This window comes from Acinetobacter sp. UBA6526, from assembly GCF_002434875.1.
GTDB lineage: Bacteria > Pseudomonadota > Gammaproteobacteria > Pseudomonadales > Moraxellaceae > Acinetobacter > Acinetobacter venetianus.
In genome coordinates this window covers 1-26797 of sequence record NZ_DJLC01000232.1, presented here as the reverse complement: position 1 = coordinate 26797, position 26797 = coordinate 1, and the positions used below count along the sequence as shown (strand labels likewise).

The following is a 26797-nucleotide window of genomic DNA, read 5'->3' as shown; positions in this document are numbered from 1 at the left end:
AATTTATGGTCCTAAAGGGATTGGTGCACTTTACGTTCGCCGTAGCCCTCGTGTTCGTTTGAAAGCTCAAATGCACGGTGGTGGTCATGAACGTGGTATGCGTTCTGGTACTTTAGCGACACATCAAATCGTTGGTATGGGTGAAGCTTTTGAAATTGCTGGCAAAACTATGCAAGCAGAACAAGAACGTCTTCGCCTCTTGCGTGACAAACTTTGGAATGGTTTCCAAGATCTTGAGCAAGTGTTCTTGAATGGTCACCCTACTCAAAACGTTGCAAACTATCTCAATGTTAGCTTCAACTTCGTTGAAGGTGAATCATTGATGATGGCGTTAAAAGATCTTGCTGTTTCAAGCGGTTCAGCATGTACTTCAGCAACCTTAGAACCATCCTATGTGTTACGTGCTTTAGGTTTATCTGATGAGCTAGCACATAGCTCTATCCGTTTTAGTTTTGGTAAATATACCACTGAAGCAGATATTGACCACGTATTGACCCTTACCAAGGCTGCTGTTGAGAAACTTCGTGAACTTTCTCCGCTTTGGGATATGTACAAAGAAGGTATCGACCTTTCAACAGTTGAATGGGCTGAACACTAAATTATTTTATTGTAGTTTCAATTGAACTCTTCATTGAAAACAGTGTTTTAACCCTCATATTTAATATTAGGCTGACCCCGAGGTTTGGAGAAGCGACATGGCTTATAGCGAAAAGGTAATTGATCATTACGAAAACCCTCGTAATGTAGGTATTTTGGATAAAAATGCAGAAAACGTTGGTACAGGTATGGTCGGTGCACCAGCTTGTGGTGATGTGATGCGTTTACAAATTCAAGTCGATGACAATGGCGTAATTGAAGAAGCTCGCTTCAAAACTTATGGCTGTGGTTCTGCGATTGCATCAAGTTCTCTTGTAACTGAATGGTTAAAAGGTAAGACACTTGATGAAGCTCAAGCAATCAAAAACATTGATATTGCAACTGAGCTTGCGCTTCCTCCAGTAAAAGTACACTGCTCTGTATTGGCTGAAGATGCGATTAAAGCTGCGATTGAAGACTATCGTGGTAAAAAAGCAAAAGCTTAATTGATTACCGAACAAAATTGGAGTTTTCATGATCAATTTAACTGAAAATGCTGCGACTCACATCAGCAATTACCTACAAAACCGAGGTAAGGGTGAAGGCATTCGTGTTGGTGTGAAAACTTCGGGTTGTTCTGGATTGGCTTACGTACTTGAGTTTGTCGATGATGTCGACACACATGATCAAATGTTTGAACAATTCGGTGTTAAAGTTTTCGTTGACCCTAAAAGCCTAGTTTATCTCGATGGTTTAGAGATGGACTATGTCAAAAATGGTCTCAATGAAGGTTTTGAATTTAACAACCCAAATCAAAAAGGTGAATGTGGTTGTGGTGAATCATTTACTGTTTAATCCACTCCCACCCTCTTTCTTTTCGTCAAAACAGTGTGTTCCGCACTGTTTTAACGTATTTATCAATAGCGGAATTCATCTCCCATGAATCATTTTGAGTTGTTCCAATTACCCGAAGCACTCGATATAGATTTAGCAGCTTTAAAAAAACAATTTTTAAGTTTGCAACAGCAATATCACCCTGACAAAGCAACCGACAAAGATCAAGCACTGATTAAGTCAAGCGAAATCAATCAAGCCTTCAAAGTGCTTTCACAAGTTGATAGTCGCGCTGCATATTTACTTGGTTTAAAGAAACAAGACCACCATCTTGACCAATCAATTAATGATTTTGAGTTCTTACAATCTGCACTTGAAATGCGTGAACAATTGGATGAAGCAACATCTTCAGCGCAATTGCACACATTAAAAGTTGAAGTGCAACAATGGGTTGATGGTCTAGTACGTGAGTTTAAAATTGATTTTGCGGACGAAGATTGGGCTGAAGCACGTGATACTGTTCGTAAACTGCGTTTTTTCCAACGTGTTATGAATGATATTGATAAGGCTGAAGATCGCATACTAGACGAAGAAGAAAGCTTCGATCTAGATGATGATTTTTAATCCGCTATTACCAATTATTTTCAAGGGATACCTCACGCATGGCACTTTTGCAAATTGCTGAACCTGGTCAATCGACTGCCCCGCATGAACATCGTATTGCGATTGGCATTGACTTAGGAACAACCCACTCTTTAGTGGCGACAGTGCTATCGGGAAAACCGAAAGTTCTACAAGATGACAAAGATCGCGTTTTATTGCCATCTATTGTTCACTATGCAAAGGATTCAACAACGTTTGGCTATGAAGCCAAACCGTTTATGATGACTGACCCAAAAAATACTGTCGTTTCTGTAAAACGCTTTATGGGTCGTTCACAAGCAGATATTAAATTTCAGCATCCGTATATACTTGTTGGCGCAGAAAATGAGATGCCAGCATTTGAAACTGCTGCTGGTCGTAAAACGCCTGTTGAAATTTCTGCTGAGATTTTAAAACAACTTAAAGATCGCGCTGAAGCAAGTTTAAACAATCCTGTAAATGGTGCTGTCATTACAGTTCCTGCTTACTTCGATGAAGCACAACGTCAAGCAACGCGTGATGCAGCTCAACTTGCTGGTTTAAACGTTTTACGCCTATTAAATGAACCTACAGCCGCTGCGGTTGCCTATGGTTTGGATCAAGAAACCAATCTAAGCACTGATCGCAACTATGTGATTTATGATTTAGGTGGCGGTACATTTGATGTATCTATCCTACGTTTTTCCCAAGGTGTATTTGAGGTTTTAGCGACAGGTGGACACACTGCGTTAGGTGGCGATGACCTTGACCGTTTAATCGTAAAATGGGCAAAGAAACAACTCAATATCGATACATTAAGTGATGAAGAATATGCTGTCTTTGTTGTTGCTGCCCGCCAAGCCAAAGAATATTTAACGGATCATGAATCTGCCGAGTTAAAACTATTAGATGACCGTCTTACTTTAGACCGTCCAACTTTTGAATCAATTATTCAAGTTGCTCTTGATAAGACAATGAGTGTTTGCAAACGCGTATTACGTGATGCAAAACTTGAACTTGATGAGATTGAGCATGTTGTTTTAGTGGGTGGTTCAACTCGTTCTTACGCCGTTCAAAAAGTAGTACGTGAGTTATTTAAGCGTGAACCATTATGTACAATTAATCCAGATGAAGTTGTCGCGATTGGTGCATCTATTACGGCAAATCAACTGATTGGCAACAGCCAAGACGGCTCATTATTGCTTGATGTTACCCCACTATCTCTTGGCTTAGAAACTATGGGGGGGTTAGTTGAACGCTTAATCTCTCGCAATACAGCAATTCCTGTTGCTCGCCGCCAAGAATTCACCACTTATCAAGATGGTCAAACAGCAATGTTAATCCATGTGGTACAAGGTGAACGTGATTTGGTTGAACACTGTCGCTCGTTGGGTCGCTTTGTATTACACGGCATTCCCCCAATGACAGCTGGTCAAGCACGTATCGAAGTGACATTCCAAGTTGACGCTGATGGTTTGCTTACAGTATCGGCAAAAGAAACCACTTCTGGAGTGCAAGCACAGATTGATATCAAACCATCTTATGGTTTATCAACAGCGGATACTGAACGTTTACTAGTAGAAGGTTTCCAGCATGCAGAGGAAGATAAACATCTTCGTCATTTGCAAGAAACTAAAGTTGAAGCTCAACGCGAGTTAGAAGCCTTAGAGCAAGCATTAAAAGCCGATACTGATCTACTTTCTCAGCAACAAGCACGAGATCTTATTTTAGCCGCAGAAGCATTGAAAGCTCGACTTAAAACTAATGAACTAGAGGCAATTGAACATGCTGTTCAAGAGCTTAAAGTTCATAGCGATGCTTTTGCAGCGCTTCGTATGAATCGACATATTGACCATGCCTTAAAAGGTACAAAACTTGAAGATTGGTCAAACTCAAATTAAAGGTATAGGTGATCAATATGCCACGTATTAAAGTTCTTCCTCATGCTCAAATTTGCCCTGAAGGTGCAGAATTTGAAGTCGAAAAGAATGCCAATTTATGCCAAAGCTTACTTAAGCAAGGTATTAAAATTGAACATGCTTGTGATATGTCTGCGGCATGTACGACCTGCCATGTTGTTGTTCGCAAAGGTTTTGACAGCCTAGATGAAATGAATGACGTAGAGGCTGATTTACTTGATCGTGCTTGGGGTTTAGAGCCAGACTCTCGCCTATCTTGCCAAGTTGAAATTGTTGATGAAGATTTAGAAATTGAAATTCCTAAATACACCATTAACCATGCTTCAGAAAACCACTAAGCCTATATTCGCTTAGTTATAAAAAAACTCCTCATACTTTGAGGAGTTTTTTTATTCAAAAATAAATCTAGCTTATTGTCTAATCTCATCATCAAGCGTTAATTTTGGAATGCCCTGAGCATTAGTAATTTTTTGCTGAGTTTTAATACGCTGGATCATTTTCTCCAAAATTTCGACCAATTCTGGATATTCATAGTTCTGTACTTCTTCTAAGTTCAGCACTAAATGGAATCCTTTATATTCAAAGTCGAACCATTTTTGTGTATCTGACTTCTTACCAGTAAACTTCTCCATAACCTGCCAAGTTTTGACAGGACCTTGAATCCCTTTTAAATAAATCGGTACTTTAGGAACACAAAGAAATTCATTTTTAATCAGCTGATGCGTGTCATCAGCAATCAGAATTTCATCAACTTCTGCTGCTGATTGTAAGCGTGCAGCGAGATTCACATCACGCCCAACGATGGTATAAGCCATACGATGTGAAGCACCATAGTTTCCAACGTGGCAATACCCTGTACTTACACCCATACGGATATGTAATGCTGGATAACCCATCTTCTTCCAACGTTCACGTAATAGCTTCATTTGCTGACGCATCGCAATCGCCATTTCTACACAAGATTTTGCATCTTGCTCAACACCTTGCGAGTTTGGATCACCAAAAAAGATCAGAATCGCATCACCCATGAACTTATCGACAGTCGCTTCATACTGCTTCGCTATCTCTGTCATATGACTGAGATAATCATTGAGTAAGAAAGCTAAATCATCTGGGATTAGTGTTTCTGAAAGCTCAGTAAAACCTTGAATATCTGAAAAGAAGATTGTTAATTTTTTACGCTTATATTCAATCTTGGCTTCAGCCTCACCACGCATAATTGACTGCCATAATTGCAGTGGTGCATATCGACTCAATTGATTTGCAAAAGCAATATAACGCGTCATTTGGTTATGATAATGCTGACGTTGTTGACCAAGAATATTGATACGACGATGCTGATAGTAGTTTCCAATCACAATAAACATCATCAAACCCAGTAAACTGACGACGGTCAGTTCTGGATTCGTTGGCTCAAAATATTCTTCCGCACCAAAAATGAAGAATGTACAGAAATAGAAAGTTAAAACACCGATTAGCCCAATCAAACAAGCAACAGGTAATGTGATTTTATTATTGAGACCAACGTAAAGTAATGCAAATAAGATTGTAAATGTTGGAACTAAACTTAAATGTAACCCAGCTAAAACGATTGCAACAATGACTGCTTCACAAGCAAAGAGAACATTTTTTTCTGTGTTTTTATCAAATTTGTACTGTAACCATTTTTCTAACTTTGGACAAAACAGAAAAAAAACAAATAATAGAGGAAGGATGTAAAGTTGATGATTAGCACTTGAAGAGGTAAATGTATAAATTACCAATATCAGCGACAGTATCGAATATCCCATCAGCCGATGAAAATATGCGAACTGTCTAGGTTCTTTATCAATCAACCTATCTAGTGGCACCCTTAGCTCCTTCCTTATTATAGAAGACTGTTTTTATTCTGTTGTCTAAATCAGTCCATACGCCAATCAAATGGCATATCGCCTTGACCACGTAGTGCAAGCATCAAAGTCTGGCGCATATGAGCAAGAACATCACTGCTATAAGGTACAGCTGGAGTTCCCCAAACTGGCTTCGGCCAAGCAACATCATTTTGGTAACGTACAACATGATGAAAATGAAGTTGAGGTACAACATTACCTAAAGCGGCAACATTCATCTTATCTGCACGGAACACACGTGAAAGTTGGCTAGATAACCAGCTTGATTCACGCAAAAACTGCTCTTGATCTGCTTGGCTAAGTTCATATAACTCAGTGATTCCTGGTACACGCGGCACAAGAATCAACCAAGGAAATTGCATATCATTCATTAAACGACATGTTGAAAGCGGAAAGTCGCCTACAAAAAATGTATCTTGAGCAAGTTGTGGATGCAAACTAAACATATCTTTATAAATGATGCAGAATAATGATGATCAATACTATCACATCAGTTTTGATGTGAATATTATTAGTAACCTGTTTGATTACAAATAACAATGATTTTCCTCATTTATTACATATACATCAGACCAAATGACTATTCATTGGCTAAAGACCACACATCTTGATCATTTAAGCGGCAAAAATATACTTTTCCACTAACTATGTAATTCAGTAAGAAGCTTATTCAGCAAATCAACAATAAATTGGATGCGTTTATCATACTCAGCCAATTGCACCATGACTTTTAAGCGCTGACCGCCTTCCATACGATAGTAGGTTGGATTCTTTTGCATGAGTTGAATAATGCTCATCGCTTGAACTGGCGTATCAGGTGCAAACTCAATGTAACCACCATTACTATTGATATCAATTTTGGTGATGCCTAATTGCTCTGCTCGCAAACGAACTTGATGCACACTGAATAATTGCTTCACTGGTTGCGGAGGAATACCAAAGCGATCGATCAATTCCATACGGATATTATCAAGCTTCTCTTGTGTATCTGTATTACTAATGCGCTTATAAAAGAGTAAACGCTGATGTACATCACCCAAATAATCGTCAGGAATCAATGCTGGCATATGCAGGTTGATTTCAGCAGTAAGTGACAATGGTGCATCAAAGTTTGGTGTTTTACCTTTTTGAATCGCTTTGGTCGCCTTTTCCAACATTTCCATATACAAGCTATAGCCAATCGCTTGCATTGAACCACTTTGTTGTTCACCAAGTAACTCACCTGCGCCACGAATTTCCAAATCTTCGGTTGCCAGCATGAAACCAGCGCCCAAAGTCGAAGCACGTTGAATTGCATCTAAACGTTTTTCAGCATCACCTTTGAGATGTTTAATGGATGGAACTAATAAATAGGCATAAGCTTGGTGATGTGAACGTCCAACACGACCACGTAGTTGATGCAACTGTGCTAAACCAAGTTTGTCAGCCCGTTCAATTAAAATGGTATTGGCATTTGGAACATCAATCCCAGTTTCAATAATCGTCGAGCAGACCAAGACATTGTATTCTTTATGATAGAACTGTTGCATCACTTGCTCGAGTTCTCGTTCACGCATCTGACCATGTGCAACTGCAACACGCGCTTCAGGCACAAGGTTACGAATGTTTTCCGCTGCTCGTTCAATCGTATCGACTTCATTATGTAAGAAATACACCTGACCGCCACGTAACAACTCACGCAGAATTGCCTCTTTCACAGAATCATCTGTATGCTCTTGTACAAATGTTTTTACTGCTAAGCGGCGTGCAGGTGGAGTCGCGATAATCGATAAATCTCGCATTCCTGAGAATGCCATATTTAGCGTACGCGGAATCGGTGTAGCAGTAAGCGTAAGCATATCGACATCTGCACGTAGTGCTTTGATGCGTTCTTTATCTCGAACACCAAAACGATGTTCTTCATCAACAATCATCAAACCCAAATTTTTAAACTGAATGCTTTCTTGCAGAATTTTATGTGTTCCGATCACAATATCGACTTTGCCCTCAGCTAAATCTTCGATCGTTTTCAAATGGGTTTTATTGCTACCAAAACGAGAAAGCACTTCAATTCGAACCGCGGTATCGGCAAAACGATCTTTGAAAGACTCATAATGCTGCTGAGCTAAAAGTGTGGTTGGAACAAGTACAGCAACTTGTTTTCCATTTTGAACCGCAACAAAGGCAGCGCGCATTGCTACTTCAGTTTTACCAAAGCCAACATCACCACAGACCAAACGATCCATCGGTTTGGCAAGTTGCATATCATGCAAAGTTGCTTCAATTGCATTGGCTTGATCCAGTGTTTCTTCATAGGCAAAACCACTGGAAAACTGCATATAACCAGTATGATCCAACTCAAACGCAAAACCAGGTTTAGATTGACGGCGAGCTTGAATATGCAGCAGCTCAGCAGCAACATCATGAATTTGTTCAAGCGCTTTGCGTTTCGCTTTACTCCAAGTATCCGTGCCGAGTTTATGTAATGGTGCAAGGTCTGGATCACCACCACTATATCGACTGATCAGATGCAAATTGGTCACAGGCACATAAACTTTTGCACCATCGGCATAATCGAGCTGCAAAAACTCGTGATCTTGCTGATCAATTTCTAATGTAATCAGACCCGCATAACGTCCAACACCATGATCAATATGTACTACAGGCGCTCCGATACTCAGCTCAGTTAAACTGCGAATTAAAAACTCTTCTGAAACTTCTTGTTGGCGTTTTCGGCGGCGTTGTACCACACGATGCTCATAAAGTTGGTTTTCAGAAATAACAGATAATTGACCTGTGAGCAGCAAGCCACGATCTAAAGGTGCACTGGTAATCGCAACCTGTAATTGATCTTTTTGAAATTGTGCAAAACTTTCTACATTCTGAATGTCTCCTAATACAGAACGTAGTGCATCTTTTAAGGTCTCACGGCGGCCAGCACTCTCGGCGACAAGTAAAACAGGATGCTTAGCTTGATCAATATAATGTTTGACCGCTTCAAAAGGTTGTTCTTTTTTAGGATCAACTGCTAATTTGGGTGGTTGTTCAGCAGCAAGATTCAACACACCTGATTTGGCATCAAATGCGTCTGAAGAGGCTAAAATACGAGGAAATTGGTTGAGTGCCTGCAATACGTGATTTGGCATTAAAAATAAATCTTCTGGCGGAAGAATTGGTTGATCAATATTATGACGACGATCTTCATATCGACGCACAACTTCTTTCCAGAAATTAATCAGCTCATCTTCAATTTCATTATTTGTAATGACAACGCAATTCTTTGGTAGGTACGTCATAAGCGTACTTTGTGATTCCATCAATTTCTTATCGAAAAATAATGGTAGATAAAATTCTAAACCAGGGGTTGCAATCCCCTCTAGCACATCCTGATAAATTGGATTTTTCTTTGGATTGGCTGTTGGGAAGCTTTCAGCATAACGATCTCGAAATGTAGAGCGTCCTTCCTTAAGTGGAAATTCTTTTGCAGGTAAAACAGTGAAGTTTTTTAGGGATTCCGTAGTACGTTGCGTTTCTGGATCAAAGAATTTTAAGCTCTCAATTTCATCGTCAAATAAGTCGATACGAATCGGCTGGTCTTGTCCAGATGCGTAAATATCCATAATACTGCCACGAACTGCAAACTCACCATGATCATAAACCGTGTCAACCAAGCGATAGCCAGCTTGTACCAGTTGCTTTTTCTGTGTTTCTAAATCAAGCTTTTGACCGACTTTAATATCAAAGTGTTCGCCCACAACCCACGAATATGGTGCTACACGTTGCGCTAAAGTACTTGCAGCAATCAGCAAAATGCCCTTTTGTGGCATATTGGAAAGAAGTGCTAAACGCTCAGACACAATATCCTGATGTGGAGACAAACGGTCATAAGGCAAAATTTCCCAATCAGGAAAAATCGTTGGCTTGATACCATAGAACTCAAGTTCACTTTCAAGTTGAGCAAGGTGCTGATTATTTCTTGCGACAATCACATATAGATTAGAATTCTGCGTAGCAATTTCTTTAAATAATAGTGCTGCTGATGATCCGAGTAATGAACCAATCCAGCGTTTTTCGCCCGCTTTGAATTGTTGTAAGTTTAATTGAGAGATTTCTTGTTGAAACATAGAGAAAATCATGCAATCTAAAAAGATAAGTACCCTATTTTAGCATGATGTTTTTTAGTTGAAGTAGAAAATCAGTTTCATTTAAAAGTTTTAAATATGCTTAGGCTATTTTATTTTTGCATCACTCTATTTAGTAACCCCCTTATCCTTTATTTAGATATGACATTTACATACTTGAATTTCGCTATCAAAAACCAAATAGCAAGTTGAACCAAGCCATCGCTAATCAATCAAATACAATATAAAAAGCACCTCGATCAAATTATCCAAGGTGCTTTATTAATCATTAAGATGCAAATTTTGCATTTGGAAAGAAACGTCCCTCAACAATGTCATAGCACCATTGGAAGATAAACGTATACACCAAAATACACATCGTTAAACCAAAATCTAAAATCAAAGCTTCAATGAACGACATATTCATCATATAAGCAATAATTGGAATGGTTGCGAGCATTAAACCGCCCTCAAATCCAATCGCATGAAGAATACGTATACGAATCGTTCTTTGCCATTGATATTTATGTTCTATTTTTTCGAAATAATGGTTGAAGATCATATTCCAGATGACCGAAATGACCGCCATAATTGTACCTAAAATACCAGTAACCTCTAATGGCATACTAAAAATAAAACTTAACGCAATTGCGATGATGACCAATAAAATCACTTCATAGCTAATCGCATGAACGAGTCTTCTTTTGGAAATCAACATTTTTAAACACTCTCTTGTTTGGATATTACGCATTTTATTTTTATAATTTTGATTAATCCAATCAGGTTCTTTCAGTTTTTTTGACAGATGAATATAAATCAAGAACAACTTCTCATGTTTCAAACCGTCATTGAAACAGGTTCATTCTCTGCTGCTGCACGTAAGCTAGGCAAAGTCCCTTCAGCAGTAAGTATGTCCATCGCCAATTTAGAAATTGACCTCGATCTAAATTTATTTGAGCGTATTGGACGTGAACCAAAACCAACAGATGAAGCATGGGCTTTATATGAGAAAACACAGCAATTACTGATTGAAATGAATCAGTGGAAGCAACATGCTCATGCTTTAAGTACGGGTTTAGAATCTACACTTAATATTGTGGTGGTTTCTGAGTTACTGCATACCAATTGGACAGATTACATCACCCTACTTGAGCAACATTTCCCGAGTCTTGCAATTAATATCGTGTCTGCACCTCAAGAAGATGCTTTGCAAATGTTGCTCGATCAGTCCGCACAACTCGCACTGATGTTTGAGAGAGAGCATTTGGACAGCCGCGAACAATTTGTGGAATTAAAACGAGAAGCTCTCGTTCCTGTTGTTTCAAATATTCATCCGCTTGCACAACTTCAAGAAGTTTCTTTTGAACAAATGATTCAAACTCGACAAATCGTAGTCGCGAGTCGTGATAATACAATTAAGCCAGAATTACTTTATTCTAAAGATTATTGGCGCACCGATAATCATCATTCTGCATGCATGATGATTGTCCGAAATTTGGGTTGGGGTGTTTTACCTTTAGAAATGTTTAATGAAAACCCTGAACTGAAAAAGAAATTAAAAATTTTGGAACTTTATGATTTCACGCCTAAGTTTGAATACTACGTCGATCTTGTTTGGAGTCGTGAAAGCGAACTTGGTGCAGCAGCAAGATTTCTGATTAAACATATCAGAACTCAACGTCAACAAACGAATAAATAAAAAGCATTCTATTGCATAAATAAATGCGGCAATGCCATGCTTTGATTTCACACAGTTTATGTTATAAAGAAGTTATCCGTAATTTTGTTTATTAAGAACGCTATATCAATGACTGAAACTGCATTACACCAATTAAAGAATCTAACAACTGTTGTAGCTGATAGTAGCGACCTAGAGGCGATTGAAAAATTTCGTCCACTAGATGCAACAACCAACCCCTCATTGATTACTGCCGCAGCAGAACAGCCAGAAAGCAAACAGCTGATTGAAGACGCTTATACACAAGCAAAACAGGAAGGCTATCAAAATGATGCACTGATTGAACGTACCATTGATATTTTAACAGTCAAATTTGGCGTTGAAATTTTAAAACTAATTGATGGTCGAGTTTCAACAGAGGTTGATGCTTCTCTTTCTTATAATACTGAAGCAACGATTGCCAAAGCACGTGAGCTTTCTAAACTCTACCAAGGCTATGGCATTGCTCAATCACGTATTTTGATCAAGATCGCGTCGACATGGGAAGGTATTCAGGCGGCGAAAGTCCTCGAAGCAGAAGGTATTCCTTGTAACCTCACTTTGTTATTTGGTTTACATCAGGCCCAAGCTTGTGCAGATGCAAAAATCACTCTGATTTCTCCATTTGTTGGTCGTATCTTAGATTGGTATAAAAAAGCTGAAGGTGTCGAGCAATATCCAATTGAAAAAGATCCAGGTGTACTGTCTGTTAAGCAGATCTATAATTATTACAAACAGCAAGGTATTCAAACTCAAGTGATGGGCGCAAGTTTCCGTAGTACGGCGCAAGTTCTAGGTTTAGCAGGTTGTGATTTATTGACAATTGCACCAAGCCTGTTGTCGCAACTGGAACAAGATCAAAAGCCTGTTAAAGCTCAGTTGTCAGTTGAAGTGGCGGAACAAGCAGAAAAAATCGAACGTCCAGCTCAAACCAAAGAAAGTTTCAAAGCTGAACTTGAACAAGATTTGATGGCATTCCAATTGCTACAAGGCGGAATCGATGGCTTTATCAAAGCACGTGATCAACTGAGTTTATTGCTACGTCAATCTTTTGGTATTGATGCTGAAATCAAAGCATAATTAGTCGAATTTTCACCTATAAAAACCGATTTTTGCTATATTAGCGAAAATCGGTTTTTTTAATGAGTTTAACGTGTTCGGCATAACAGATTTAACCACGTATATTATTGGTACAATCTTGATCGTGTTATTACCCGGACCTAACTCTATATATGTGATGTCAGTGGCATCACGTTACGGTATACGAACTGGTTATGCCGCTGCTTGTGGCGTATTTACAGGCGATTTTATCTTAATTATTTGTACTGTATTAGGCGCAGCTTCACTATTAAAAGCATTTCCGATTTTATTTATCGTTTTAAAATTATCTGGTGCTTGTTACCTCGCAGATTTAGGCTTTAAGTTATTGCAAAGTGCTTTTCAAACATGGAGTCGACCAACGCAACATGCTGAAATGGCTGATTTACCACAATTAGATAAAGTTCATCCTTACCGTACAGCACTTAGTATTAGTCTGCTTAATCCCAAAGCAATTTTATTCTTCCTTTCTTTTTTTGTTCAATTCGTAGAACCCAATTACGCTTACCCTGCATTAAGTTTTTTAATCTTAGCAATAATTCTACAAATCATTAGTTTTAGTTATTTAACCGCTTTAATTTTTTCAGGTGTAAAGCTTGCTAACTTCTTTAAACATAATTATAAACTTGCAGCTAGTGGTATTTGTTTAGTTGGGCTTTTATTTTTTGGATTTGGTTTAAGACTTGCTACTTCAACCATTTCTTAGTTTCAATTTTTCAAATTTGATCAGTTTATTCAATCGCCTAAATACTTCGATTAATTGATAATTAACGATATACTTTTCAACAAATTTTAATCAAGTTTAGATGCATAGATGCAACGTCTCCTCCAAGATTTCTCGATTCCCGCGGTTTTTGCTGGCTTTATTACTTTTCTTATCGGAATTAGTGTCTCAGCCGTACTGGTGATCCAAGGCGCCCAATCTTTGGGTGCAAATACTGCTCAAATTAATTCTTGGTTTTGGGCGCTTGGGCTTGCAATTGGTCTATCTGGATTAATTTTATCTTGGAAATATAAGTATCCTGTTGCAACCGCATGGTCAACGCCAGGTATTGCCTTGATTATTGCATCTACAGGACATTACGACTTATATGAAGCTATAGGTGCTTTTCTTATTTGTGGGATTGCAATTGCTGTCGTTGGCTTTTCAGGTATTTTCCAAAAATTATTGGCTCATATCCCCCAAAGCCTGACCTGCGCAATGCTAGCGGGTATCTTATTAAAATTTGGAATACAAATTTTCAGCAGTTTAGAAACGCAGCTTGGTTTTATTCTAAGTATGTTAGTGATCTATCTTGTATCAAAGCGTTTATTCCCACGTTACAGTATTGTTCTTACTGTTATTGTAGGGGCTATCATCTGCCCTCTATTCATTGATTTTGAACTTCATGCAATCACATGGTCTTTGACACAACCTGTGTGGATGCAACCTTCATTTTCTTGGTCTGCCATTCTTGGACTTGCCTTACCGTTGTTTGTGATCAATATGACTTCACAAAATTTACCAGGTATTGCAATGATTCAAAGTTATGGTTATCAACCACATGTGAATCAACTGGTTGGTTGGACGGGTATTGCACACACTGTTTTTGCTCCTTTTGGCTGTTTTTCCGTTAATTTAGCAGCTATCAGCGCAGCAGTAAGTTTAGATGACCAAGTACATCCTGATCCAAGCAAACGTTATATAGCGGGGATTAGTTGTGGTTTGTTTTATATTTTAATGGGGCTTTTTGCCTCAACTCTAGTCAGTCTACTGATGTCGTTCCCACAAATTTTTATTGTCGCACTTGCAGGAATTGCCTTATTTGCAACAATTAGCCACAACGTAGCAGTCGCATTTTCAAATGTCGAAGAACGTGAAGCCGCTTTACTGACCTTCCTATGCAGCGCATCAGGTGTTCAATTTTGGGGTATTGGCTCAGCATTTTGGGGATTATTGCTTGGAATTTTCGTACTAATCTTATTTCGATTTAAAGCAAAAAATAAGCCTTAGATATTAGGGTCTGTTGACGTTTCACCTTGCGAGCTTTCAGCTCTCATTGCGACAGTGGGTGTTTTTTAGATGATACAAGGCATGTTTTGTGAAATTTAGTCATTCTAAATGAGCAAGACATAACGCAGTAGCGGCAAAAAATACCCCTGTCCCGAAGGGTTATGGCTAAAACTTCCTCAAACTTCGTTATGAAACTTGACAAGGGGGGCGCCATTGCCTGCGTTTCATGCCTTGTTTGTGTCGTTTTAACCTATAACACAATGCATGGCTGAAATGTCAACAGACCCTAAGGCTTATTTAGAAAATACGCTCTATTTACCTTCCAAATCCTTCTGCGCCTCTTCATCATTTAAGATACGACCAGCTTGTTTTGGGCGTAATAAAGGTGAAGTTGGGCGAGGATGACTATGTGAATATTGTAAACCTACCCCCGCATAAACATCATCTGTGGCAATTTCTGTCTCAAAACGCTCTTCATCCCGCTCACGAATTTCATCACTGATTCGTTTTACTTCGTCCTCATCAACACCAAGACGCTCCAAAATCACTCCACCAAATTTGATTGCAGATTCAAAGGTCTCACGAATCATATAATCCACTTTTTGTTTCACTAAGTGCAAAGAATGTTCACGATCATATGAGCGAACTAATAGCTTTACTAAAGGAAATTCATGTGTAACCAGTTCAACGATACGATTAGTTGTTTCCTTGCTATCTACACAGACAACAATTGCTTCAGCTGTTGAAGCACCTGACGCATGTAAAATATCTAAACGACATCCGTCACCATAATAGATTTTAAAACCAAACTTTTCTGCGTTTTGGATCATATCAATGTCATTATCGATAATGGTGACATCAACACCTCTGGCCAATAATAACTGACTAGCTACCTGCCCGAAACGACCAAAGCCGATCAACAAAATACGACCACTAAGTCCCTCAGCAACATTGACATTTTCCAACGAGACTTCGTTTTTACTTTGAGTAAATCGTTTAAATACCACACCAAGAATCGGTGTTAGCACCATTGATAAAACAACAATGGCCGTTAGGTTGGACTTGACCGTATTATCAATGACCTGAGCACTCACAGCCGCGGCAAAAAGTACAAAAGCGAACTCACCGCCCTGTGCCATCAATAAAGCTCGATCCAAAGCTTCTGTATGCGAACTTTTGGTCACACGTGCAACAACATAAATCATCAGGGCTTTGGCAAACATCATGGCCAAAACGCCACTTACGATCAGCTGCCAGTTCTGTTGTACCACAGATAAATCTAAAGACATCCCCACACCAAGGAAAAATAGTCCTAATAAGATGCCTCTGAATGGTTCAATATCTGCTTCAATCTGATGTCTAAAGGTTGACTCTGATAACAATACACCTGCAAGGAAAGCGCCCATCGCCATCGACAAACCACTGACCTGCATTAACAATGCTGCACCTAATACGACTAAAAGTGCCGCGGCTGTCATCACCTCCCGCGCTTTAGCTGCTGCCAAGAGTCTGAATAGTGGATTCAGTAGCCAATAACCCGCAGCGATTAAACCTGCGATGGCAATTAAACCAATCCCAATATTTTCTAAGCGCGCTGATGTAGTTTCGACCACATGATTTGGCGCCATGAATGCAACAATCGCCAATAACGGAACAATCAGTAAATCTTCGAATAAAAGTATTGCAACAACTTTTTGTCCATGCGGTTGTGCAATATCACCACGATCACCCAATAGCTGCATCACAATTGCAGTTGAGGTTAAAACAAAACCAGCCGCCCCAATAAATGCAACTTGCCATTGAAAACCAAAGAGTAAGCCGACACCTGTTAAAGCCAAAGCACAAGCAACAATCTGTAATGTGCCTAAACCAAAGATTTCACGTCTAAGACTCCATAAATGTGACGGTTGCATTTCTAAGCCAATCACAAATAGATACATCACGATACCAAGTTCCGCAATATGTAAAATCGAAGTAGAATCATGAAAAAAAGCAAAACCAAATGGGCCAATGATAAGGCCTGCAATTAAATATCCTAATACGGACCCTAATCCAATACGCTTAAAAATGGGTACGGCGATAACAGCCGCAGCTAATAAAACTACAGGCGCAATTAAACTGATTGAGTGTGCCTCTGAACTCATACTGTTCTCATTTTTATCAATTTGATTTTATTCTATTTGAAACACGAAAAGACTTATATACCATTTATGAGACAATGCTTCTCAATCTATTTTTTAATGATCTAGAAATAAAAAAATCGCCACAGAGGACGATTTTAAATTTGATTAAACAACTTTCTAAAGCTCTTTTACCACAACTGTCTTAGCCATTTTGTCATGCCAACCCTGTTTTTTAGGATCAAAAGCGACCCAGATCAAACCAATAAATAAAACTAAAGTGGCTGGAATATAACCAATATAGCGAATAATTCCTTGCCCAACAGTAACATTATTTCCTGTTTGCTCATCCAATACTTTTAAACGTAATAAACGTTTACCAGGTGTTCCCGCAAATTTAATCCAACAAAAGATATAAAAAATAGCACTGAGAATTTGACCTAGCCAATCAGCCCAAGTCCAACCCGAAAAATTATTACTCACATTAGGTGCAATAATCATCATAATTGGTATTAGAGCGACTGCCACGATAATCGAATCAATAATTGCTGCACCCACTCGTATCCAGAAACCTGCATACTCATATTTATATGACATTAGCCCCTCTCATTTTATTTCTATAAATGAATAAATATTTATACATAATAACGGCTAAGCATATCATTTATACAGTATTTTGTTTTAACTCTCGATCAAAAAAATCAACTGTACGTTGCCATACGACTTTGGCCTCAGGCATGCCGCGGCTTACACTTCTGAAACCATGCGGCATATTGTAGGTATAGGCTTCAACTCGATCGCCTAATTGCTGAATCAACTTTTCTCTTTTCGATTTTGGACAAAATGGATCGACATTCGCCCAATGTCCTTGCAAAATTCGAATATCATCTAAGGATTCTTTTTTCGGTACACCAACGCCCTCTATTCCTAAAGAATGATGATAAACCACAGGAGCTAACATATCTTCACGTTTGGCCATTTGAATCACATAGCCACCTGTTAAACATTGTCCCAACATGCCTAAACGCCCATTTGAGCGTGGATCGGATTTCAAAGCATCCAATAAAACATGAATCTCTTGATTTACTCCACTATCAGCAGCATTACTTCGCCCCGCTTTACTCACCATCGCACGGATACAATATTTGACTGCACCACCATCAAACAAATTAGGTACATAAACGAGATAGCCGCGATCAGCTAAATCTTGGGCATCCTCACGATAAACATCAAGAATACCGAATAACTCGTGTAGCAATAAAATTGATGGTACTGCCCCCGATGTTTCTTTAGGTGCGTACACTTCTACTTCTATTTGGCGGGTGGGTAATGTGATTTTTTTTATTTCCATTTTAGTCATCCGTAATATTCGAATCGATTTTATACTATTTATGACAATGCTTATTGTCAAATAAAAAAGGATGGTTTGTACCACCCATTCTGCAAGGCATTCATTTAACTCTAATAGTTTATTAGCGCAGGTTTAACATTCAATCGAATTGACAGCTAAACCACCTTTGGAGGTTTCTTTATATTTATCTGACATGTCTTTACCTGTTTCTTTCATAGTTTGTATGACTTTATCCAAAGACACATGATGTTTGCCATCGCCATGTAATGCCATTTGCGCTGCATTAATCGCTTTTACCGCAGCAATTGCATTTCGCTCAATACACGGCACTTGTACCAAACCACCTATAGGATCGCACGTTAAGCCTAAATTATGCTCTAGACCAATTTCAGCAGCATGTTCAACTTGCTCAGGTGTTCCATTTAAAATTTCTGCTAAACCAGCCGAAGCCATTGCACATGCTGAACCAACCTCGCCCTGACATCCAACTTCTGCACCAGAAATAGAAGCATTCAATTTACATAAAATTCCAACTGCTGCTGCGCTTAAAAAGAATTTTACGATGGTATCTTCAGACTCATCTTTTGAAAAATTTACATAATAGGATAAAACTGCTGGAATAATCCCTGCTGCACCATTGGTTGGTGCTGTTACCACTCTACCACCTGCGGCATTTTCTTCATTAACTGCGAGGGCAAATAAGTTGACCCACTCCATTGCATTAAAGGTCGTCTCAATCAAATTTTGATTTTCTTTTCTTAACAACCGTTGATGAATATTTTTAGCTCGACGTTTTACATTTAGCCCTCCCTCTAAAACTCCCTCATGCTCTAATCCGCTTTGGATACAGGTCTGCATTGCCTGCCAAATTTCGAGAATTTTAGTGCGTATTTCATCTTCAGTTCGCCAGCTTTTCTCATTTTCCAACATCAAATGACTAATACTGCAATTATACTTTTTACACAGCGCTAATAACTCTTTGGCCGTTTGAAATGGATAAGGAATTTGCGTGTTGTCTTCAATGAAACTGCCATGATTGACATGACTTTCATCTAAAACAAAACCACCACCAATTGAATAATAGGTATTGGTATAAACCTCATGTTCATGTTTGTCATACGCGACAATTTTCATCGCATTTGGATGATAAGCTAAGGCCTCATCGATAAAAGTAATATCTCGGTCAGCATCAAAATCAATCAGTTTTGTAGCATCAACTTTTAGTTTTTTAGTCACTAAAGCTTGATCTAGGATCAATCGACTTTTTGCAATATCAATCGTTTCAGGCTCATTACCCATGAGACCTAGTATTGTTGCCCTATCTGTACCATGTCCGATCCCTGTAGAAGATAAGGAACCGTATAAGAAAATTTTAACTTGCTCAATTTTCTGTAAATCACCACGCTCTTTCAGAACTTGAACGAATCGATACGCTGCTCGCATGGGGGCAACAGTATGGGAACTTGAAGGACCAACACCAATCTTAAAAAGATCAAATACACTCAAAGCCATCTGTGATTATTCCTAAAATATCCCTTTTTATTTTTTATGATTTTTTAGCGGGGAAAATTCCGTATTCAATAAAAAAGAATAGCCACAACCGTAACCGACTGTGGCTAACAAAAAGCTTAAATCAGATTAGATACTCAATAAAGAGTTTAATGTTTCAGATACATTTTTCGACTTCACCTTTGGCTGTAATGCTTTTAGGGCTTGTTGAACTTGGGTACGTTGCGGCTCGATCAGTGTGTACCAACGTGAAAGCACTTGTAGCAAACGTGATCCTAAAATCGGGTTTTTCTCATCTAAATATGCAGCAAGCTGAACGAAATGATCAACGCCATAACTCCATGTATTTACAGGATTCGCCGCTAAACCACCGCTAACTGAACGAATACGGTTCGGTGTACCTAAATCATAATCAACGTGTTTGGTTAGATATTCAATGGTCTCTGCTGTTGCGCATGGATTTGAAGCTTGAATCATAAACCATTGATCTAATGACAAGGCTTCATCTTTGAAACGATTATAAAAATCATCTAAAGCCGCCTGTGCTTGTGGTGCATCATTCCAAACTAATACACGTAAAGCACCTAAACGTTCAGACATATTACCAGTCTGTTGATACTGTTCATAAGCCAATTCAAATACAGCATCATCGCCTTGGCGAGCAAGCATATTCAACATGATATTTTTTAGCGCACGAACACCCATTGCCAAAGAAAATTCTTTTTGCTGATCAGGATCTAATGCAAGATAAGCTTCTTTCCAGAATGATCCTAATTCACGCGCTAAACGATTCAGCACAGACTCGCGTTTTTCACGAACAATTTCTGGCTCATAGTCTTGATCAATACGACTACCCAAATAGTTTTCACTTGGTACATCAAACAGACGTGAAGCGAGTAATGGATCTTTATTCACTAAATCTGGCAATGTATTTTTAATCGCCTGAATATAAGTATCTGCTTTATGATCTTCTAATAGGATACGTTCTAATAACGTTTGAGTTGCTTGCCATTGGTTAAAACCGTTGGTTTCATGCTGAATTAAGAACGCTAAATCATCATTCGAATAATCAAATATCAAATTCACTGGTGCAGAGAAATTACGTAATAATGAGGCAACAGGCTGTTCAGTTATGCCTGTAAACTCAATCGTTGCCTCATCCGTATCAAACAGATAGACACCATCTTTCACATCATTTACAAATAAATCAGTGCTATGCAATTTATATTGCTCACCTGTATTGGCATTGAATAATGCCAAAGCAACAGGAATCGGAACAGCTTTCAAATTTGGGTATTTTGGATGTGCTTTTAAACTTTGTTTAAAGCTCAAACGATAAGTTTGCGCAGCAGCATCATATTCACCTTTTGCTTCTAACTTAGGTGTCCCTGGCTGATTATACCAAGTGAGGAAGTTAGACAAATCCACACCTGAACCAGCGCTGAGTGCAGCAACCCAATCTTCAACGGTTACGGCTTGACCGTCATGGCGAAGGAAATATTCATCCGTTCCTTTACGATATTTTTCTTTACCTAATAAAGTCGCCATCATGCGGTTAATTTCCGCACCTTTCTCATACACTGTCGCAGTATAGAAATTATTAATTTCCACAAAATGATCTGGACGCGGAGGGTGTGATAACGGACCAGCATCTTCAGGAAATTGATGTGATTTAAGTACAGCAACATCGTCAATACGTTGTACTGCGGCGGACTGCAAATCTTCTGAGAAAGATTGATCACGGAAAACCGTTAAACCTTCTTTAAGGCAGAGCTGGAACCAATCACGACAAGTAATACGATTACCTGTCCAGTTATGAAAATATTCATGCGCAATCACAGATTGCACACGCATAATCGCAGCATCCGTAGTGAATTCTTCATCGGCAAGTACACACGAGGTATTAAAGATATTGAGACCTTTATTTTCCATTGCACCCATGTTGAACTGGCTCACAGCCACAATCATATAGTTGTCCAAATCATAAGGACGACCATAGTGTTCCTCATCCCAACGCATAGAATGCTTTAAAGCTTCCATCGCAATATGACATTTTGGAATATCTTTTTCGATAGCATAAATTTCTAATGCTACGTCACGACCTTCTGAAGTGGTATAACGATCTTTCAACACCGCCAAATCACCAATCACACAGGCAAATAAATAGCTCGGCTTTTTGGTTGGATCTTGCCAAATCGCAAAATGACGGCCATCACCTGCCTCACCTGTTTCGAGCAAATTACCATTGGCCAATAAAACTGGATATTTTTTATCTGCCTCTACACGTGTAGTAAATACTGAAAGTACATCTGGGCGATCAGGATAGAAAGTTATTTTACGGAAACCTTCTGGCTCATTTTGCGTAACAAATAAATCGCCCGCTTTATATAGGCCTTCAAGTTGTGTATTTGATTCTGGATGAATAATGACTTGTATTTGAAGAATGACCTCATCTGGTGCATCTGTGATCTGCAATTGTTCACTGTCTAAAACGTATTGATCTGCACTAAGCATCTGACCATTGAGTTGAATCGACTTTAGCTCTAAATCACGGCCTAAAAGCGTTAATGCGCCTGCTGCCTGACGCTTCATCACTAGTGTTGAATCAACAATTGTATGATCATCATAAACTTGAATATCTAAATTAATTGATTCAACCAAGAACGATGGCTTTTGATAGTCTTTTAAATAAATGGTTTGATCCGTTTGAACAGGAGGTTGGGCCGCGATATTCATCAGTATTCCTTATCTTTCATGATTTCATGTATATGGTCTTGTCGACAAGACTTCTTGAAGCGTCTTTTATTAGCATAAATTATGCCGTTTGGTCTAAAAATCTCGCATTGAAAACAGTTATAACCACGAGTATCACAGACATCTGCACAAATCATACGCCAACCAATAAAAACTGTCTGTAAGACCCGACATGCGTTTAAAATTTTTATTGGGTTGAGATTGTCTATTTTCAAATAGAATTTGATGAATCGGCTTATCGTTTAGACAAAATTACAACATAGTTTTCTCTTTATAAATAAAAGTGACAAACCTCTCTGCATTTCATCGCTTAATTTACATTTTTTTCGTTAGCTTTACATTTTGTGCACGGTTATTGCTTAAACATATATGCCAATGTAGGTATTTAAAATAACAAGTGAGGGCTACGACTATGGAATTAAAAGCGCATCTTTATCGCCTAGAAAATATTAAAGCAATCCATGATCTTGCCGCTGCAGGCATCGATCATAACGTTATCTCAGTTTTTTTATCAGCGGAGGGAATTAGTCTAACAACACTAGAAGTCACCAATGTAATCAACACCTACGATGCGCTTGGAAAAGAGAAAGTACCAAGTAAGAAAGTTCAAGCATTAATTACAGCTAAAAAAATTGGTCAGGAGGACGAAAACTTACCATGCCCTGTTTAACGATTTACTTAATCCAATAAAAAAACCTCGAACCTTGTTTAGATTCGAGGTTTTTTATAAGGTTCGTTACGGATTTGCACTGTCTGTCCGCAACCAAACAACTGTTCGACCCAACGCGGATACGCCCATATAGCCGCGCATACGTAATCGTTTACCATCGCCAGTCACAACAGCTTTTCCTTTATAAACACGACCGCTGGTTGCTTCTAATACGCGCCCATCGATATAAGCATCAGCTTTGTTTGGATCTTCTCTAAATCCAGACAGAATCTCTAAGCCCAACAATGGTTTATTTGTATTTGGCGCAGCGCATTTTGTGCAGTTTGTTAACGCGATACCGCGTGTTGGATAACGATAAACAATCTTTCCATGAAAACGTCCGTCATTTCCTTTACGGATTTCAACAATTGATAATTGTTCACCTGTTCTTTCTTCGATACTTTTCCAATAGCCTTCGATTGAAGCAGCAAATGTCGTCGCACTTGCAAAAGCAATTGAAATTCCCATGATTCCTTTCATGAGCATATGATTTAGCATATTAACCCCCGTCTTTAAAAAGTAAGCTATTCATCGTTATAAATTTAATGGTCGAAAATTATCACACTTTTTAGGAAGTTACATCGTACAAAATCACTCTTTAGCACAAAAAACAACCACATCGTCATTTATATTTCATATACATATGTACATAATTTTAAACAAAAAAAAGCCTAAACTCGTTGTTCAGGCTTCTCTGTAAATAGTTCTTATTTAAGGATTCGCACTATCTGTTCTAATCCAAACTTGGGTACGACCTAATGCTGAAATCCCCATATATCCACGCATACGCATACGTTTCCCATCAGCACTCAATTGTGCTTTACCTTTATAAATATTGCCTGTTTTAGGTTCTAACACACGACCATCAATATACTGATTTGGCTTTTTAGGATCTTCTTTTAATCCCCAAGCTATTTGCAGACCTAAAATTGGCTTATTTTTAAATGGTTCTGGACATTTCACACAATTGGTTAACACTGCTCCACCACCTAAAACTGGATAGCGATAAACAATCGTTCCTGTATATGTATTATCAGGTTTTTTCTTAATTTCTATGATCGAAAGCTGCTCACCAGTACGGTCATCAATACTTTTCCAAAAACCTTCAGGAGTTGCAGCAAAACTGGTAGAAGTGAATAAAATAAATGACACTCCCATGAGTCCATTCATGAGTGAGTTTCTTTGCATAATATGCTCCGTAATGCAAAATTGATCCATCTAATATACATATGTATTACAACAGCAATCGGCAGTCAACACGACTAATAGATATTTAATTATTTAAAATCAAAAAGAATTTTAACTAAGTCACAAATTAACAGTTAAATGAACAAGAGTTAGCAAAGTTATATTTTCTCTCTGTAATTGAAGACTGTAAAAATCTAAAAAATTAAATCAAATTTCAAGCTTTTAATTTGCAATCTAAAACTATGCATCATTCTTTTATGCCAACATGTATAATCTTTTATTTAGGCACAATAGGTTTCTTCTCAATGGATTTACAGATTCTACAAAAACAGTTAGATGAAAGTAGCCATTGTCCTCTCTGCCAAGCTTCAATGTACTGGGTCGAAGCTGAACAATACACTCAAGATATCCAATTTCATGAGTGCAGCCATTGCGAACATCGTGTGTTTAAGCCTGATAGCAATATGAACTGTCATTGTACTCAATGCACGGCACAACGAAAGAAACAAACACAACAAGCACTTTTACAAGAACAACGCAAATACAAAGCAAAAGATGAAATCATCTATAGCCTCAATCAACTCAGTTTTTTACATAAACTGTTCTTGTTAAGTCTATTAGATGGTTATGCGCGTGAAGATATTCAGCATGATGAAATGATCCATTGGAAAAACATTAAATATCATGAATTCACGCCTAATTTTTTATTCCAGAACCATTTGATTCAAGACCTCGTCAAAGTCGGTATTTTAAAATCACAAGATTCTGGCATTGAAACTGAACATTATTATTTAAATGTTCGCTTAGATGGCTATGCTGACCCAAGTCTGTTTAGTATTACCCACCAGCTTCGCCAGTGGTTTTATGAAAATTTAAGTTTAGGTGTTCCCTTTAAAACTACAGATGAAGTTAAGGATGCACTCTACTTGGTGCTTTACCAAGAGATTGTGCAATTCATGCAGTTCTACTGTCGTACTTGGGGAATTCAAATTGCTGGAAATCGTTCGTTTCAGGCTTTTTGCTATCGTTTGATGGAGGGGTTAGCGATTGGTCAAATTTATTATCTTATTCAAACCGCTTTAGAATATCTTTATAAACAGAAAGCATTGCAGTCGAGAAATGATAAGTTTATCAATACCAACTTATTGAAAAAGACACTTGAACAATATCGTGAACGTGCTTTAGCCGAACGTTGGGAAACGAGTACATTACCAAGGCCACATAACATTCCTTTTAGTAAAATGAGTGAGGTTTTGTTATTTAAGTTTTTGGGTTATGACGAAAATATTTTCTTTCAACCTGTTTGGAAATCTTGGCGTAAAATTGAACCTCGTTTAAATTTTTATTCGGTTAAGCGTTGTATGTATTGTGGTTCGAATGATTTAGTTGTGGACTATGATGCTAAAGATTACGTCTCATTGATTTGCCGTCAATGTAAACATCAAGACCATTATTTTACGCGTTAGTTAGCTCAGGATTTATCATGTCACAGAAACAACAACTTATTGATCAAGTTATAGAAGCTTGGCATTCATTACAAAAACAATCGCCACTCGTTCAATGTATAACCAATAGTGTTGCCAGTAATTATGCGGCGAATATTTTACTTGCCGCAGGTGCGTCACCTGCGATGATTGATAATCCTTTTGAAGCGGAAGATTTTACTAAAATCAGTTCCGCACTCAGTATTAATGTTGGCACACCAACAACTGAACAGACACAGGCAATGTTAATATCAGCACAAACTGCTCAGCAGCATGAAGTACCGTGGATACTTGATCCTGTGGGTTATGGTGCGATTTTGAAGTGGCGTAGTGAAACTGTAGATCAACTTTTAAAATTTAATCCAACAATTATTCGCGGAAATGCCTCAGAAATCAGTGCGCTGGCTGGCAGTCAAATTCAATCCAAAGGTGTAGACAGTACGCTAAATAGCCAAGATGTATATGTACAAGCAAAGAACTTATTAAACCATGCTAAATGTATTGCGATTTCGGGTGAATCGGATTACATCATTTCTAAAGAATTAGATCTTGTTATTCGGGTAAATGGTGGTTGTCACTTACAACCTAAAATCACAGCAACAGGTTGTGCTTTAGGTGCATTAACAGCAGCGTATAGTGCTGTTAGTGCATCTACAATTGCTGCACTTGCATCACATATTCACTTTGCAATTGCAGGTAAACTTGCTTATGAGCATGCACAAACAATCGGTAGTTTTAATGTTGCATTCCTAGATTATGTGCATATGCTTGATGATAATTTAATTCGGCAATATGTTGATGTAGAGATGGTATAAATTCCTTAATCATTATAGAATTTTTATCTACCATTCTTCTTTAGATAATCCTCTTCATCCATAATTTCCCATTTACTAGAAGGATTATCTATTGCGATTTGTATATTATCTCCATTTTTT

24 protein-coding genes are annotated in these 26797 nt (G+C 38.3%); 13 read left to right on the top strand and 11 right to left on the bottom strand.

Annotation, left to right across the window (positions count from 1 at the left end):
* From B4237_RS15775 to fdx, 6 genes are all read left to right on the top strand, one after another.
* The coding region (locus B4237_RS15775) for an aminotransferase class V-fold PLP-dependent enzyme (protein ID WP_286943899.1) at positions 1 to 598 on the top strand (598 nt) is incomplete at its 5' end.
* 97 nt (positions 599 to 695) lie between these two features.
* Positions 696 to 1082 (top strand): Fe-S cluster assembly scaffold IscU, encoded by a 387-nt coding sequence (gene iscU, locus B4237_RS15770; protein ID WP_004878732.1) that lies wholly within the window; start codon positions 696 to 698, stop codon positions 1080 to 1082.
* 28 nt (positions 1083 to 1110) lie between these two features.
* Positions 1111 to 1431, top strand: coding sequence for an iron-sulfur cluster assembly protein IscA (gene iscA / locus B4237_RS15765; RefSeq protein ID WP_004878730.1), 321 nt, complete (start codon positions 1111 to 1113; stop codon positions 1429 to 1431).
* A gap of 84 nt (positions 1432 to 1515) precedes the next feature.
* Positions 1516 to 2034: a Fe-S protein assembly co-chaperone HscB gene (gene hscB, locus B4237_RS15760; protein ID WP_278596136.1), complete on the top strand. Its 519-nt coding sequence runs from the start codon at positions 1516 to 1518 to the stop codon at positions 2032 to 2034.
* Between the two features lie 38 nt (positions 2035 to 2072).
* On the top strand, positions 2073 to 3932 hold the full coding sequence (gene hscA / locus B4237_RS15755) for a Fe-S protein assembly chaperone HscA (protein ID WP_278596135.1): 1860 nt from the start codon (positions 2073 to 2075) through the stop codon (positions 3930 to 3932).
* 17 nt (positions 3933 to 3949) lie between these two features.
* Positions 3950 to 4288, top strand: a complete 339-nt coding sequence (gene fdx / locus B4237_RS15750; RefSeq protein WP_019384153.1) for an ISC system 2Fe-2S type ferredoxin — start codon at positions 3950 to 3952, stop codon at positions 4286 to 4288.
* Between the two features lie 72 nt (positions 4289 to 4360).
* Here the strand turns inward: fdx and B4237_RS15745 are convergent, their stop codons facing one another.
* The 4 genes from B4237_RS15745 to aceI all read right to left on the bottom strand — a co-directional run bounded on the left by B4237_RS15745 (position 4361) and on the right by aceI (position 10657).
* Complete coding sequence (locus tag B4237_RS15745; protein ID WP_061397660.1) at positions 4361 to 5800, bottom strand: adenylate/guanylate cyclase domain-containing protein; 1440 nt, start codon at positions 5798 to 5800, stop codon at positions 4361 to 4363.
* Positions 5801 to 5850: 50 nt separating this feature from the next.
* The gene (locus tag B4237_RS15740; RefSeq protein ID WP_004878720.1) at positions 5851 to 6285 is read right to left on the bottom strand and encodes an HIT domain-containing protein; all 435 of its coding nucleotides are present in this window, start codon (positions 6283 to 6285) and stop codon (positions 5851 to 5853) included.
* 195 nt (positions 6286 to 6480) lie between these two features.
* Positions 6481 to 9942, bottom strand: a complete 3462-nt coding sequence (gene mfd, locus B4237_RS15735) for a transcription-repair coupling factor (RefSeq protein ID WP_278596134.1) — start codon at positions 9940 to 9942, stop codon at positions 6481 to 6483.
* Positions 9943 to 10228: 286 nt separating this feature from the next.
* On the bottom strand, positions 10229 to 10657 hold the full coding sequence (aceI, locus tag B4237_RS15730; protein WP_133147788.1) for a chlorhexidine efflux PACE transporter AceI: 429 nt from the start codon (positions 10655 to 10657) through the stop codon (positions 10229 to 10231).
* Between the two features lie 87 nt (positions 10658 to 10744).
* Between aceI and B4237_RS15725 the strand changes: the two genes are divergently transcribed.
* From B4237_RS15725 to B4237_RS15710, 4 genes are all read left to right on the top strand, one after another.
* Entirely contained in the window at positions 10745 to 11638 is an 894-nt protein-coding gene (locus B4237_RS15725; RefSeq protein WP_019384149.1) for a LysR family transcriptional regulator, read from the top strand.
* A gap of 108 nt (positions 11639 to 11746) precedes the next feature.
* Complete coding sequence (gene tal / locus B4237_RS15720; protein ID WP_278596133.1) at positions 11747 to 12736, top strand: transaldolase; 990 nt, start codon at positions 11747 to 11749, stop codon at positions 12734 to 12736.
* A 73-nt stretch (positions 12737 to 12809) separates the two neighbouring features.
* Positions 12810 to 13460: a leucine efflux protein LeuE gene (gene leuE / locus B4237_RS15715; RefSeq protein ID WP_286943890.1), complete on the top strand. Its 651-nt coding sequence runs from the start codon at positions 12810 to 12812 to the stop codon at positions 13458 to 13460.
* A 108-nt stretch (positions 13461 to 13568) separates the two neighbouring features.
* Positions 13569 to 14747 carry a benzoate/H(+) symporter BenE family transporter gene (locus B4237_RS15710; RefSeq protein ID WP_278596131.1) on the top strand — a complete coding sequence of 393 codons (1179 nt, stop codon included), beginning with the start codon at positions 13569 to 13571 and terminating at the stop codon, positions 14745 to 14747.
* A 311-nt stretch (positions 14748 to 15058) separates the two neighbouring features.
* On the opposite strand, the gene B4237_RS15705 is transcribed toward B4237_RS15710, so the two are convergent.
* From B4237_RS15705 to pepN, 5 genes are all read right to left on the bottom strand, one after another.
* Positions 15059 to 16891, bottom strand: a complete 1833-nt coding sequence (locus tag B4237_RS15705) for a monovalent cation:proton antiporter-2 (CPA2) family protein (protein ID WP_278596130.1) — start codon at positions 16889 to 16891, stop codon at positions 15059 to 15061.
* A 156-nt stretch (positions 16892 to 17047) separates the two neighbouring features.
* Positions 17048 to 17464, bottom strand: a complete 417-nt coding sequence (locus tag B4237_RS15700; protein ID WP_019384145.1) for an RDD family protein — start codon at positions 17462 to 17464, stop codon at positions 17048 to 17050.
* Between the two features lie 67 nt (positions 17465 to 17531).
* Positions 17532 to 18218 (bottom strand): dienelactone hydrolase family protein, encoded by a 687-nt coding sequence (locus tag B4237_RS15695; RefSeq protein ID WP_061397665.1) that lies wholly within the window; start codon positions 18216 to 18218, stop codon positions 17532 to 17534.
* Between the two features lie 132 nt (positions 18219 to 18350).
* A complete protein-coding gene (locus tag B4237_RS15690; protein WP_278596129.1) occupies positions 18351 to 19730 on the bottom strand; it encodes an L-serine ammonia-lyase in 1380 nt (459 codons plus the stop codon).
* Between the two features lie 126 nt (positions 19731 to 19856).
* Positions 19857 to 22463 (bottom strand): aminopeptidase N, encoded by a 2607-nt coding sequence (gene pepN, locus B4237_RS15685; RefSeq protein ID WP_278596128.1) that lies wholly within the window; start codon positions 22461 to 22463, stop codon positions 19857 to 19859.
* A 430-nt stretch (positions 22464 to 22893) separates the two neighbouring features.
* Between pepN and B4237_RS15680 the strand changes: the two genes are divergently transcribed.
* Positions 22894 to 23151, top strand: coding sequence for a hypothetical protein (locus B4237_RS15680; protein ID WP_061518759.1), 258 nt, complete (start codon positions 22894 to 22896; stop codon positions 23149 to 23151).
* Positions 23152 to 23217: 66 nt separating this feature from the next.
* Here B4237_RS15680 and B4237_RS15675 read toward each other — a convergent pair whose 3' ends face one another.
* Both B4237_RS15675 and B4237_RS15670 read right to left on the bottom strand, forming a co-directional pair.
* A complete protein-coding gene (locus B4237_RS15675) occupies positions 23218 to 23688 on the bottom strand; it encodes a DUF2147 domain-containing protein (protein ID WP_061518760.1) in 471 nt (156 codons plus the stop codon).
* A 213-nt stretch (positions 23689 to 23901) separates the two neighbouring features.
* Positions 23902 to 24378 (bottom strand): DUF2147 domain-containing protein, encoded by a 477-nt coding sequence (locus B4237_RS15670; RefSeq protein ID WP_004878695.1) that lies wholly within the window; start codon positions 24376 to 24378, stop codon positions 23902 to 23904.
* 305 nt (positions 24379 to 24683) lie between these two features.
* Here B4237_RS15670 and B4237_RS15665 point away from each other — a divergent pair, with 305 nt between their 5' ends.
* On the top strand, positions 24684 to 25844 hold the full coding sequence (locus B4237_RS15665) for a hypothetical protein (protein WP_278596127.1): 1161 nt from the start codon (positions 24684 to 24686) through the stop codon (positions 25842 to 25844).
* Positions 25845 to 25861: 17 nt separating this feature from the next.
* Positions 25862 to 26677 (top strand): hydroxyethylthiazole kinase, encoded by an 816-nt coding sequence (gene thiM / locus B4237_RS15660; RefSeq protein ID WP_278596126.1) that lies wholly within the window; start codon positions 25862 to 25864, stop codon positions 26675 to 26677.
* Positions 26678 to 26797: the final 120 nt, after the last annotated feature.